This window comes from Mesorhizobium sp. CCNWLY176 (assembly GCF_037153935.1).
Classification (GTDB): Bacteria; Pseudomonadota; Alphaproteobacteria; order Rhizobiales; family Rhizobiaceae; genus Mesorhizobium_M; species Mesorhizobium_M zhangyense.
The window spans coordinates 418,785-432,352 of sequence record NZ_JBBBDZ010000001.1; the positions used below are offsets into that span (position 1 = coordinate 418,785).

At 60.4% G+C, this 13,568-nt stretch carries 8 protein-coding genes; 2 read left to right on the top strand and 6 right to left on the bottom strand.

Annotated features, from left to right (window positions below):
• Positions 1-222 precede the first annotated feature (222 nt).
• Positions 223-1,380 carry a fumarylacetoacetate hydrolase family protein gene (locus WBQ96_RS01875; RefSeq protein WP_336546788.1) on the top strand — a complete coding sequence of 386 codons (1,158 nt, stop codon included), beginning with the start codon at positions 223-225 and terminating at the stop codon, positions 1,378-1,380.
• 171 nt (positions 1,381-1,551) lie between these two features.
• On the opposite strand, the gene WBQ96_RS01880 is transcribed toward WBQ96_RS01875, so the two are convergent.
• From WBQ96_RS01880 to WBQ96_RS01895, 4 genes are all read right to left on the bottom strand, one after another.
• The gene (locus tag WBQ96_RS01880; protein ID WP_336546786.1) at positions 1,552-2,022 is read right to left on the bottom strand and encodes a transposase; all 471 of its coding nucleotides are present in this window, start codon (positions 2,020-2,022) and stop codon (positions 1,552-1,554) included.
• A 264-nt stretch (positions 2,023-2,286) separates the two neighbouring features.
• Positions 2,287-3,822 (bottom strand): L-piperidine-6-carboxylate dehydrogenase, encoded by a 1,536-nt coding sequence (amaB, locus tag WBQ96_RS01885; RefSeq protein WP_336546784.1) that lies wholly within the window; start codon positions 3,820-3,822, stop codon positions 2,287-2,289.
• A gap of 207 nt (positions 3,823-4,029) precedes the next feature.
• Positions 4,030-6,000, bottom strand: coding sequence for a CHASE2 domain-containing protein (locus tag WBQ96_RS01890; protein WP_442920785.1), 1,971 nt, complete (start codon positions 5,998-6,000; stop codon positions 4,030-4,032).
• Positions 6,000-9,674, bottom strand: a complete 3,675-nt coding sequence (locus tag WBQ96_RS01895) for a FecR domain-containing protein (protein WP_336546782.1) — start codon at positions 9,672-9,674, stop codon at positions 6,000-6,002. Before WBQ96_RS01895 ends, WBQ96_RS01890 begins: the two co-directional genes overlap by 1 nt.
• A 169-nt stretch (positions 9,675-9,843) precedes the next feature.
• Here WBQ96_RS01895 and WBQ96_RS01900 point away from each other — a divergent pair, with 169 nt between their 5' ends.
• Complete coding sequence (locus WBQ96_RS01900; RefSeq protein ID WP_246245719.1) at positions 9,844-10,395, top strand: Pycsar system effector family protein; 552 nt, start codon at positions 9,844-9,846, stop codon at positions 10,393-10,395.
• Between the two features lie 20 nt (positions 10,396-10,415).
• Here the strand turns inward: WBQ96_RS01900 and WBQ96_RS01905 are convergent, their stop codons facing one another.
• Positions 10,416-12,035: a GMC family oxidoreductase gene (locus tag WBQ96_RS01905; protein WP_336546779.1), complete on the bottom strand. Its 1,620-nt coding sequence runs from the start codon at positions 12,033-12,035 to the stop codon at positions 10,416-10,418.
• A complete protein-coding gene (locus WBQ96_RS01910; RefSeq protein ID WP_165117155.1) occupies positions 12,032-13,546 on the bottom strand; it encodes an FGGY-family carbohydrate kinase in 1,515 nt (504 codons plus the stop codon). Before WBQ96_RS01910 ends, WBQ96_RS01905 begins: the two co-directional genes overlap by 4 nt.
• Between the last annotated feature and the right edge of the window lie 22 nt (positions 13,547-13,568).

Here is a 13,568-nt window from a genome sequence, read left to right on the forward strand (position 1 = left end):
GAAAGCAACCGTCATGGGATGCCTTGGGTTTCGTCGAAGCTTCGGCGATCCCTGTCATGCGGTGGCTACGAGACAATTACTAAACATTTTCAACGGCGCGGCTGATTGATTCGTTGGCGTTTTGTCGGCCGCCTCACGAGACTTGAAAACCCGCTTGCGCCAGCGAGCGAGATCGCTCAAACAGTTTCCTTATGCGCGACGCCGCAAAGGGATGGAAAAACTATGACGAATTCTATGCGCCTGCCAGGCAAGGGCGTTTTTCTCGGCCGTGCAAGCGTGCCGGGCATCGCACATCCGCTGATGGTCACAGTGCGCGATGGAAGTGTCGTGGACATAACCTCAAAGACGGCGCCGACATCGCGCGACATTTGCGAGATGGACAACCCGTCCGCCTATATCCGTTCGGCAGAGGGTAGGGCGATCGGCAGTCTCAGTGAGATCGCGCAAAACAGCTTTGAGGCAACGCGCGATCCGGGCAAGCCATTCCTCCTCTCTCCTGTGGACCTTCAGGCTGTGAAGGCCTCGGGGGTCACCTTCGTCGTCAGCCTTCTGGAGCGCGTCATCGAGGAACAGGCGCGCGGCGCACCGGAAAAAGCTGACGCCGTTCGTGCGGACATCGCATCCCTGATCGGCGATGATCTTTCGAAGTTGAAGCCGGGTTCGCCCGAGGCGATGGCGTGCAAGCAGAAACTGATAGAGCGCGGGGTATGGTCGCAATATCTGGAAGTCGGCATCGGACCGGACGCCGAGATCTTCAGCAAATGCCAGCCCATGGCGTCGGTCGGCTTCGGCGCTGATGTCGGTCTTCACCCGATATCGACCTGGAACAATCCGGAGCCGGAAATCGCCGTCATTGCCTCGAGCAAGGGCCGCATCGGTGGCGCCACCTTGGGCAACGACGTCAATTTGCGTGATGTCGAGGGCCGTTCGGCACTGCTGCTCGGCAAGGCCAAGGACAACAACGCCTCGGCTGCACTCGGGCCATTCATAAGGCTGTTCGATGAGGATTTTACACTCGATGCCGTGAAGCGGGCGAAGGTGAACCTTACGGTCGAAGGCGAGGACGGCTTCTCGCTGGAAGGTTCTAGTTCCATGGCCGAGATCAGCCGTTCACCGGAAGAACTGGTTGCTGCCGCCATGGGACCGCATCATCAATACCCCGATGGCATGGCACTCTATCTCGGCACTATGTTCGTGCCGTCAAAGGACCGGGGTGAGAAGGGCAAGGGTTTCACCCATCGGGCAGGGGACATCGTGGCGATCTCGACCGAGGAGATCGGCACACTGACAAATCGCGTCAGGCTTTCGACCGAGTGCGCGCCGTGGACCTATGGCGCAAGCCATCTCATGCGGGATCTGGCCAAGGCCAGCCTCATTTAAATCCATCGTTCATGCAGCATGCCAGGACCGAGCGCTGTTCGGCCCTGGCATGAAAAAGACGTCGCCTGCGATCGACGATGGCGCCTGGAGAGAGTTGCGTAGACTCTACATGAGCGCGCAGCTACCTCGCCTCAGGCGCCGGCAGAGATCGTCCGGCACCGTGACCTGGGATCAGGAGATTCCAAGCTTTTTCTTGAGGTCTGCGTTTTCCTTTCGAAGCCTTTCTGCCAGAAGCTTCTTCAGCCGCGCATTCTCAGACTCGAGTTTCACGAGATCCTTAAGTTCGTCCGACTGCGATGCCTTCGCTGTCGGCTTCTTCCACTGATAGTAGGTCTGCTCGGAGATGCCGGCTTTCTTGGTGGCGCCCCGAACGCTTTCCCCTGCCTTGATGAGATTCTGAATCTCGCCAAGCTTTTGGCCCCTTTCCTTTTCGGAGTATCTTTTGCGGGTCGATGCGGAGATTACCGGTGTGGCGACTGCCGCCGCCGCAGTAGCTGACGCCTTTGCCGGCTTGGCAGCTTTTGCCCGGGCGGCATTTGGCGCGCGAGTCTTCGGCTTGGTGGCCTTCGGAGATTTTTCCGCAGTCTTTGGCTTCTCCTGCCCAGTAGAGACAGCCTCTCCAGCTTCCTTGACGTCCGGCATTTTATTTTCTCCTTGATACTTTAGTGCCCGTTCTAATGCTCAACTTTAAGAAGATGCGCATTTGAGTCAATCGGGTAACATAAGCCTTTGAAGTTTAAGTAAACAGCGTTTCCCTTAGCTGGACGCTTTCCATGAAGAATAGTCAGCGTTTCCATCCATCCTGCACGGCTCAACAAGGAGCTGTAGTCCTGTCACTCGAGCATCATGTTGGCTTCATTGAACGACAGCCGCTACAGACACCTTCATCCATTTTTGCCGTGTCGCCTACGCGATGTCGAACGAAACGCCCTGCGCTAGTGGCAGCGCCTTGGAGTAGTTGATGGTGTTGGTTGCGCGCCGCATATAAGCGCGCCATGCATCCGAGCCGGATTCACGGCCGCCGCCCGTTTCTTTCTCGCCGCCGAACGCGCCGCCGATCTCTGCACCTGAAGTGCCGATATTGACGTTGGCAATACCACAGTCGGAGCCCTCTGCTGACAGGAAGAGTTCGGACTCCTGCATATCGAGTGTGAAGATAGAGGATGAAAGTCCTGCGCCGACCGCGTTGTGATCTTTGAGGGCAGCTGAAAAATCGCTGTACTTCATTACATAAAGGATCGGAGCGAATGTCTCCTCAAGAACCGGGCCTGCCTGCTCGGGCATCTCTACCAGGGCAGGCTTCACGTAGTAGGCGCTCTCCTTGCCAGCCTCGGTGATGCGCTCGCCGCCTGTGACGACGCCACCTTCTTTCCTGGCTGCTGCGATCGCCTTCTCCATGCCGTCGAAGGCCGCCTTGTCGATCAGTGGGCCGACAAGAGCGGTGGTCTCGAGTGGGTTGCCGACGGAAACGCTCTGATAGGCTTTCTTGAGGCGGGGGACGAGTTGATCGTAAACGCTCTCATGGACAAACAGACGTCGCAATGTCGTACAGCGCTGACCGGCGGTACCCATCGCGCCAAAGGCAATCGCACGCAGTGCCATGTCGAGATCGGCCGATGGGCAGACGATGCCGGCATTGTTGCCGCCGAGTTCCAGGATTGCGCGGGCGAAGCGCTTGGCCAGACGCGGACCGACATCCTTGCCCATGCGTGTCGATCCGGTGGCCGAGACGAGTGGTACCTTCGGGTGATCTACCAGCACCTCGCCAATCGCACGGTCGCCTATGAGAACCTGGCTGAGATTATCCGGCGCGCCGCCGAAGCGGGCGATGGCACGCTCAAGGATTGCCTGGCAGGCAAGAGCGGTGAGCGGCGTTTTTTCGGAAGGCTTCCAGACGACGGAGTTGCCGCAGACGAGGGCGAGAGCCGCATTCCAGGACCAGACAGCAACTGGGAAGTTGAAGGCCGAGATAATGCCGACAACACCCAGAGGATGCCAGGTTTCCATCATCCGGTGACCCGGACGCTCGGTTGCAATGGTGAGACCATAGAGCTGACGCGACAGACCGACGGCGAAATCGCAAATGTCGATCATTTCCTGGACCTCGCCCAGACCCTCGGACGTGATCTTGCCGGCCTCGATGGAGACCAGCCGACCGAGATCGGTCTTGTGCGCGCGCAGTTCCTCGCCCAGCAGGCGGACCAGCTCGCCACGACGAGGCGCCGGCACCACACGCCATTCCTTGAAGGCTTCATGGGCGGCATCGATGACTGCAGTAGCCTTGTTCGGCGTAATGGAGATGAGTTTTGCGATCTCCTCACCGCTTACGGGGGAATAGGAGGGCATGTCGCCGTCGCTCCAGGCCGTGCGCGCAACACCGAGCTTCCCAAGAAGCGCAGCGGTTTCCGTTTTCACGTCGACGGTCGTCTTCGTGTTGTCCATCTGTCTATTCCCTTTGTTCAATCAATATCAGCAGCGCTGAGGTATTTGCCATGTCGCGGTTCTTCAGCGTCATATTGCTACAATAGCGGTCGATGATTTCCTTGGCGATGGCAAGGCCAGAAGGCCTTCGATGTCGCTATCTATCAGGTTTGAGGCTGGTTGGAAAAGGCACAGGCTTCTTGGGCGAGGTCAACAGAGGGCTGGGGCCTAATCTCGCGAATACCCTTTTGACATACGCGAATAGAAAGGCGCCAGAACCGGCAGTGCCGCTGTTAGTTTCTCAATGTCCTCGCCTGACCATGTATCTCCAGCATTGCGTGCATCGACAGCCTTCGCATGCAACGTCACCTGTTCGGCGGTGGCATTCGGCAACACCGTAGAAACAACGACCGCGGTCGTCTTGCCCTTCACCGTCAGCCGGTCCAGTTCGAACACAGGAAAGCTGTCTCGCACCAAGGCGGCAGTCGTTTCGCCGATGAGCAGTGGCGCGCCGACATCCTTGGATGCGCTTTCGAGCCGCGCGGCAAGATTGACCGAATCTCCCAGCGCCGAATAATCGAAGCGACTGGTCGAGCCCATATTGCCGACGACGCATTCGCCTGTGTTCACGCCTATGCCGATACCGAGCTTGAGCGCGGGTCTGCTAGTCGCTTCCGTCTCCGCGACGAACTCGGCGTTGAGCGCGTTCAGCGCATCGAACATGCCGAGCGCGGCACGCACCGCGTGAACGGCGTGATCCGGATCGTCCAGCGGCGCGTTCCAGAATGCCATGATGCAATCGCCGATATATTTGTCGATGGTTCCGCCGGTGGACAGCACGACCTCCGAAAGCGGCGTCAGCAACCGGTTGATCAGGCGCGTCAGGCCTTCCGGATCATCCTTCATGGTCTCGGATATGGTGGTGAAGCCGCGAATGTCGCAGAAAAGTATGGTCAGCGTGCGCACCTCGCCGCCGAGCCGAAGCTGCGACGGGTCGCGCGCCAGGCGCTCGACCAGTGGTGGCGACAGATATTGCGAGAAGGCACGGGTGATGCCTCGCCGCAGCCGCCGTTCGGAGGCGAAATCCAGCGCGCCCTGTGCGCTTGCCGCCAGCACGAAGGCCAGCGACGGCGCAAAGGGCGGTACGAAGACGCGGCCGAAGCGCAGGCAGAGATAGCTGCCGGCGAGCATGGCCAGCACTGCGACAGCACTGCCCGCCACCGTTTTCCAGCCGGTGCGGCGGCGGATAAGCAGGGCTGCGAGCCCTGCTCCGACCGCGACCGACAGCAGAGAAATCCATGCAGGCGCGCGATTGATGGAGAGGCCGGACGCAAGATTGTCGAAGATCGTTGCGTGTATTTCGACGCCCGCAACCAGCCGACCGGTGCGAACGGTGAAGGGCGTGGCATGAACGTCCGCCCCGCCCTCGGCGATCGTCGGCGCGTTCTGGACGCTGAGGCCCACCATGACGACGCGATCGCGGAAAAAACCCTCGGGCAAAAACTGATCGGCATCGAGCGCCTGATAGTAGGATACGGTTTCATAGGTGCGCGACGGCCCGAAGGTTTGTAGCAGGGCGTTGCGCGGCACCTCCGCCATTTGGCCCGCAGCCTCCAGCAATCGCGCGGCAAAGCCGTCGCCATAGCCCGGCACGCGGCGCAATATGCCGTCGCCGTCGAAGGCAATCGACGCAATGCCGGATCGTGCTCCTGCATCCGTGAAGATCGCCAGAGGCTCGACCCGAATATGCTGGGCAGCCTGCGGCGTCTCGATGAAGGTTTCGTCGCCTGCCAACACGACATCAGGCCCAAGGCTTTTGACAAGCGCCTCGTCGGCGGCCGGATTGGAAGGCTCGGCAAAGATGATATCGAGGCCGATCGCCTTCGCGCCGGCCTTGCGCAACGCCTCGATCAGTTTTGCGTGCAGGTCGCGCGGCCACGGCCATTGAAGGCCAACCTCTGCAAGAGAAGGTTCGTCTATGGCAACGATGACCGGCCCATTTGCTGGTCGGACTGGGGCGCCGGTCGTTGAAAAATAGTCGAAGGCGCGTGCTTCAAGCAGTTTCCACGGCGTCAGCAAAGACAGCATTGCCGCAAGTAGCGCGGCGAGCACTGTCACCATCACAACGCCGTTGCGCCTTCTGGCGGTCACTGAGGCCGAAGCGCCAAGACCCTTCCACCACGGCCCGGCGAGAAGCATCAGAAGCGAACCTTGAGCGATCCGACAAAACTACGTCCCCAACCCGGCACGCTCGTAGCCACGTTGAATTTCTCGTCGAACAGATTGTAGGCTGCGAGTTCCAGTTCAAAACGCTTGTCGAACGGCTCCCAGGTGGCGAAGGCATCGGCAGTCCAGTACGGATCGATCGGATCGCCCGACACATCACCGGCTCGTTCACCAACGTAAGTGGCGGCCAGCGTCACCTTGAAATTGGCCGGGTTGACCCAAGTGACGCCAAGCCGCGCCGAGTGTTCGGGCACATATGGCAGCGCCTCGCCAAAGCCCAAACTGGTCGGGTCCTTGTTTTCGGAGTCGGTGTAGGCATAGGTCGCAAACGCGCCAAAGCCTCCGCCTAGCCAGACATTGGTCGTTGCCGCAAGACGATCGATGCGGCCTTCAGTCAGGTCGGTTGAATCAAAGGCTCCCGGGATGTCTATGGAAAGGCCGGAGAGTTCCTGATGCTGGTAGTCGAGCGTCGTGAAAAGGCGGCTGTTCCATTCCGCGTCCCACCGCGCCGCAAACGTGTCTGAATATCCCCCCAAGCCAATCGGCGCCTGATTGGATTGCAGGCCGAGGATGCCGATCGGCGCCAGTGTCGAGGCATTGACTGCGGCCGTCTCGCGCATGAAGGCTGTGCGGAGCCAGTGGCCTTCGACAGGTGCCCAGGCGGCGCCAACCCGCGGCTCCAGCTTGCCTAGCTCGAATGGCACGCCGGTCGAATCGCCGGTAAGATAAGTCCCGAAAAGACCTGCTTCCGCCTTTAATTCCGGCGTGATTTCATAGACCGCGTCTACGTAAGCTCGTCCAAGACTCAGATCAAAGTCTTCCTCCGTGATGTCGACCGTAGTCGCTCCACCCAGAATCACTGTCGTAGATATCTGCGATGTCTTTTGATCGACAACGCCACCTTCCACACCGTATCGGAAGGTGATGTCGTCATATCCATAAACGTGGTTTACCGCGGCGATGTAGGATTGCGTCTTGGTAGAACCCTCGAACCGCTGGATGCCCCCCACCGCACCAGCGCCAAAATCGAACAAGACAAGGCCGCTTTCATCGCTCTTTCGGTCCAAACCTGAAGCAAACACGGCCGCATTCGTGACGTTGCGATAGCCGAATGTGTGGCTCCAACCTACGCCCATCGAGCCAGTTTGGTCGTTGAGGGTTCTATCATAGGTTCCACCGATGAATGGTGGTATTGAAGGAATCGGGATTATCAAGCCGTTGTGAAGATCATCCTTGTTACTGCGCAAATCCGCATATGCGACCAAGCGATCGTTGGGTGTTGGACGAGCTGTCACGAAGCCCGTCCCACTCACAAGCTTGTCCTGCAGATCAAAACTGATGTTCGGTATCGGGAATCCAGGCGCAGTGCTTTCCCTGTGATCCCCGGAGCGCTGCATATCAAGCTTACCGTAGAAACTCCACGGTATGGGATTGTTCACGAAGCCCTGAACCTCGGCTTCGCTTGTCCAGCCGGTGTTGTCGCTGGTGCTGGTGAAGCCACCCCCAAGGCTCATTTCCAGAAATGGCCGCCTGAAGAGATTGGCGCTCGTGGAACGGCCTGAGATCATGGCCGGGTCAAGCATCAAGCCCTGAAAGAACGACGAAAAGCCTGCCCCGTTCGTGCCGGGATCGACAACCGTTCCACCATAATTGAGGTCATTCACGAACGGATTTGGGCTGCCAGAAACCGTCTGGTCGACATAGCCCGCCGCGCCGAACGGGTCGAACACGGCAGCACCATAATAACGCCCCCAGGCGTCCAGCCCCTGCAGGCGATAGGCATCGTTCAGCGTCGAACCCTGATCGCGGCTGGCGCTGAGCGGCGCGTAGTCGCCGCCGCGAGCGCGGGCTCGCTTCAAGGCTTCCTGGGCGCTTCTGATAGCCTCATCGGCTTCATATTCGTCGATGGCAATTGCGGTCCTGAATGACGACACGACCGGATCATTGGCATCAAGCCTGTCGGCATTCTCTATGGCCTGCGCAGCCGGTTCGCGCTCGCCGCTTTCATAGTAGGAAGCGCCGAGCAGCAGCAGGCCCTGGGCGTCGGCGGGATTTGCCGTCGTGCCTGCGAGAAGGTCGTCGCGCGCCTTGTCCAGTTCGCCCGTCTGCATGTAATAGCGGCCGCGAATGAGCAATGCCATGTCAAACGTAGGATCGACCTCGAGCGCCTTGTCGATCTCGGCGCGCGCTTCCACGACGCGGTCCTGATCCAGGTAAAGCACCGCGAGATTGATATGCGAGACGGGGTCTTGCGGATCGAGGGCGATCGCCTGCTTCAGTGCGGCTTCCGATTCTCGGGATGCACCACGGGCATTCTGTACGAGGCCGAGCCCATTCCAGATCGTCGTCGACCCGGGTGCGATTTCCAGCGCACGGGTTAGATCGGCATAGGCGCCCTCCAGATCGCTCTTGAAGCCGGCGCGGAAATTGGCGCGTGCTTCCAGCGCGTTCGGATCATCCGGATCGAGCGACAACGACCGATTGATCGCTTCCTCCATCTGGTTGCGATCGTCCAGCACCATCGCCAGTTGTGCGCGCATTGCTGGCAAGCTCGGATCGTTGGGATAGCGTTCTTCCGCCTTCTTCAGGACTGCAATCGACGCCTCGAAATCAACCAGGAAGGCAACCGTCAGTGCCTCGGCCATCGCCGCGTAGGGGCCGTCCGCTTTGGGTTTGGGCGGTGCCTCAGTGCGGTTCGGATCAGCCAGCGCGCGCGCATAATAGCCACCATAGGTCGCCATGGCGCGGCGGCGTGGGTCGAGATGCCGCCCCGCTTTTTCGAAAAGGCGGGCCGATTCGGCGTAACGTTTCTCGGCACCGGCAACCATCGCGTCGATGAGGTCGAGACGGGCCGTCTGTGCGCGTGAAAGCCTGAATTGACGTGCCTGAGCAGCGGCTTCTCGCGCGGCACCACGGCCTTCATAAGTGAGATTCACTTCGGCCAGCGTCAGCCAATCCTCACCCGAGCGCGCCGATGGCGCCTTCGCGGTGATCTCGCCACGTGCCCTGCGCATATCCGGGCTGGAAAGCGGCGATGCCGGCAGCATGTTGAAGGAATTGCGCAGCGACAGGAAGAACAGCATCTGCTCGCGATCGTCGGGATTGACGTTGACGATCTTGGTCGGTGCCGAGCCGATATTGGCGACCGCGCCCTCGCCTTGCGAGACCGTCACCGAGCCGAACTGGTTGGCGAGTTCGACCTTGCCTTCCAGCACGGTCAAGGAGGTGCGGCCATTGCCTTCCACCGTCATCGTCCAGTCGGTGCCCCGAATGGCCGCAGCTGCGGCCGGCGTCTCGACGGTCAGCCCCAATCCGCCGCGTTCTGCGCGCGCCCAGATCGTGCCGCTTTCCAGCGTGAAGGCCGCATCTGTCGATGGTCCGACATTCTTGACCAGAAGCGTCGTGTTGCGTCCAAGGCGCATCTGGGTGCGGTCGGAAAACAGCACGGCCAGATTGCCGGTCGCATTGGTGCGGAGATAATCGCCGGCCACGACATCCTGGCGCAGGTCGACGAAGCGCCAGTCCGACACATCGACGAAGCGAACCTCCTCGCCGGACTTGCGCGCGATCACGGAACCGGCCGCGGGCTGCGCGCGCGTGACCGGCTCGGCCGCAACCTGCTGCGTGCCGATGATAGCCGACAGCATCAAAGAAACCGCCAGATAGCGCCGCATAGTTTTTATTGATGCCCCCTCAAGCCGAAGGGGCGTTATGACCGGAGCAGGATAGAACTGTCAATAATCCCTTTGCACTAACATATGAAATGCTGCATTCGTTACTCGGGCTTTACAGTGAATCGCATGAAGGCTGGGGGAAATGGCAAGTTCGCTCAAATTCGATTCTTCCAAGGGAAATACCGAAATTTCATCTACCCTTCCCGGGAAGGACTATCTGGAACATCTGAAGAAGATAAACGACGTCTTCTACGACCAGATAAAGATCGCCGACCAGAAGGCCGCCTACATCTTCACTTTCATGCTGGCCTTCATGATCACATCGGCGGAAGGACGCAGCGCCTTCCAGTGGCAACGCTACATCGAGGCGCAGTTTCCGCTGGTGATTTTCTCTGCCTGCATGGCAGTGGCTGCCACCTTCTCACTTGTCGCGGCAATTCTCGTCGTCCTGCCTCGGCGCGGGTTGCGCTCAACGTCGCTGTTCTGGGGCGGATGGGATGCAAACCGCACCGCGTTGCTCGCCGCCGGCGAGCGCAACGATCCGGGTTTTCTCTACCAGGAATATCTCGGCAATATCGATACGCTGTCGATCATCGCGAAGGCGAAATACCACTTCGTCAACCTGGCATTTCGCGGGCTGATCGTCATGGTAATCGCCTATGTACTGTTGCTGATTGCGGCCGGCAGTCGTTGACCCCCGCGATGACTTGAACGCTATTGGCGAGAATCCTGCAGGATCATCTCGGCAGCCTTCTCGGCGATCATGATGACCGGCGAGTTGGTGTTGCCGGAGACGATGGTCGGCATGATGGAGGCGTCTACCACGCGCAGGCCATCAAGCCCGTGGACGCGCAGGCGGTCGTCAACCACGGCCATCGTGTCCGAGCCCATCTTGCAGGTGCCGACCGGATGGAAGATCGTCGTGCCGATGTCGCCGGCCTTGCGGATGAGGTCGGCGTCGCTTTCATATTCGATGCCGGGCAGCATCTCTTCCGGTGCAAAACGGGCCACGGCCTTAGCCTTCATCAGGCGGCGGGCATGGCGCAGCGAGGCAACAGCAATGCTGCGGTCGCCCTCGGTTGAAAGGTAGTTCGGCCTGATCTTCGCCGCCTCGCGCGGGTCGATCGAGCCCATATGCACGGTTCCCCGGCTTTCGGGTCTAAGATTGCACACCGACACCGTTACCGCCGGAAAACGATGCAGTGGCTCGCCGAGCCGGTCGGTGCTCAGCGGCTGCACGTGGTATTCGAGATCTGGCGTTTCGAGGCGCGGATCGCTCTTGGCGAAGACGCCGAGCTGGCTCGGCGCCATCGACAGCGGGCCGCTACGGCGGGCGGCGTATTCGAGACCCATGGCGGCGCGGCTGATCAGATTGTGGTAGCGCTGGTTGAGCGTCGCCGCACCCGTCACCTTGAAGACGGTGCGGATTTGCAAATGGTCCTGCAGGTTCTCGCCTACACCGGGCAAGCCATGGCGCACTTCGATGCCTAGGCGCGAGAGCAGGTCCGGCTGGCCGACGCCTGAGAGTTCGAGGATCTTCGGCGAGTTGATGGTGCCGGCTGCGAGTATAGTCTGTCCCGCCTTGACGTGATGCAGGCGGCCGTCCTTCCGGAAGACGAGCCCGGTGACACGGCGGCCGTCGAATTCGAGCCGTTCGGTCTCGGCCCCGGTGACGACGCGCAGGTTCTTGCGGTCCTTTATGCCACGCAGGAACGCCTTTGAGGTGTTCCAGCGCACACCCTTTTTCTGGTTGACCTCGAAATAGCCGGAGCCCTCATTGGTGCCGGCATTGAAGTCGTCCGTGCGCGGGATGCCGAGTTCTTCGGCGGCATCGCGGAAGGCGTCGAGGATCGGCCACGACACGCGCTGTCTTTCGATGCGCCATTCGCCGCCGGCACCATGCATGGCGCTTTTGCCGCCGTGATAATCTTCCGACTTGCGGAAATAGGGCAGGACGTCGTCCCATCCCCAACCCACATTGCCGGACTGTCGCCAGCCATCATAGTCGGCGGCCTGTCCACGCATGTAGATCATGCCGTTAATCGACGAGCACCCGCCCAGAACCTTGCCGCGCGGATAATTGAGGCTGCGCCCGTTGAGCCCGGCTTCCGGCTCGGTTTTCATGAGCCAGTCGGTGCGCGGATTGCCCATGCAGAAGAGATAGCCTATCGGGATATCGACCCAGTGATAACGGTCGCTGCCGCCGGCCTCGAGCAGCAGCACCCGGTTGCGCGGATCGGCGGAAAGCCGGTTGGCGAGCACGCAGCCAGCCGAACCGGCACCGACGATGACATAGTCGTATTCGCCAAACGAGGAGGATGAATTTTCAGTCACGTGCGCGCCTGCTGGATGGCGATGCGCTCCCACATAGGGTTCATCGCCTGATTGATCTCGCCATAAAGGCGATAGCGCTGCGCGTAAGCAGGCGCAATCGCATTGTTGGGCGTGTAGTGCCGGGCGGCGGATGTCATCGCTGCCGCACCTGCGCTGTAGTCGTCGAAGATACCGACGCCGGTGCCCGCTGCGATTGCCGCGCCAAGCGCACCTGTCTCGCGGCTGCGTGCCACGGTGACGGGAACGCCGAGTACATCGGCAAAGATTTGCGGCCATATTTCACTGCGCGAGCCACCGCCTGACAATACTGCCTCGTCGAAGATGGCTCCGGCCTTGTGCAACGTCTCGACGTGACGCCTGTGTTCGAAGGCAATGCCCTCGAACAGTGCGCGCAGCATGTGGGCGCGGGTGTGCCAGCCGGCTATGCCGTAGAAGCCGGCGCGTGCGCGGCCGTTCTGCTGCGAGCCATAGAGGAAGGGATGGTAGATCGGGATGTCGCTGTCGGGATCGACCGAAGCGACGAGTTCGCTGCACAGTTCGAATGGCGACTTCCCCGGCTCGTGGCCGTGTTCGATGAATTCGCGGACGATCCATTCGAGATTGGCCGCTGACGTGGCGCTCGATTCGATGGCCAGATAGCGTTTGCGATCGAAGGTCGAGACCATGAATATCGAGGGGTCGTGGATCGGCTCGTCGGTGATGACCTGATTGATGCTCCAGGTGCCGGCGATGATCGAGGCGGCACTGGTGCGGGTGACGCCCGAGCCGACAGCACTTGCGACCACGTCGAACAGCCCGGCGACGACGGGGGTGCCGGCACGAAGGCCGGTCATCGCCGCCACCTCGGCGGTGATGTGGCCGGCGATGTCGGCCGATTCCAGCACTGGCGGCAGCAATGCCATGCAATCTGCCAGCCCGTATGCTGCAAGCAAATCCTCATCGTAGCGGCGGTCGGGAATTTGCAGCAGGCCGCAGCCCGACATGTCCGAAGTGTCGGTCGAACGCGCGCCGGTCAGTCGGTTGACGACAAAATCCTTGCACAGGAACACGGTGCCGATCCTGGCGAACAATTCGGGCGAAAAGCGCTTGAGCCAGGCAAGAAGCGTCGGCGTCTGCGCAGCCCATGGCTTTTGCAGGCAATGCGCATAGGTGCGGTCGCCGACGTTCTGTTCAGCCCATTCGGCAACGATGCCGACGGCTCTTGTGTCGAGCGACTGGATGCCGATCAGCGGTGCGCCGTCACGGTCGAGCGCATAAAGACCGTTGCCGTGACCGGCACAGCCGATTGCGACGATCTCGCCCGGATCGATGCCTGCCTGTTCGATGCATTGCCCTATGACCGAGACCGCGTTGCGCCAAAGCTCATTGAGGTCGCGCTCGACATGACCTGGCTTGGGCATGGATGAGCGGCCGTCGCAGGCAGCGAGCGCGAGTTCGCGCCCGGACATGTCGAAAATGATTGCCTTGATGACGGTGTTACCCGCATCGAGGCCAAGAATGTAATTTCCCATTGGCTCCTCCCGATGCCGCAAC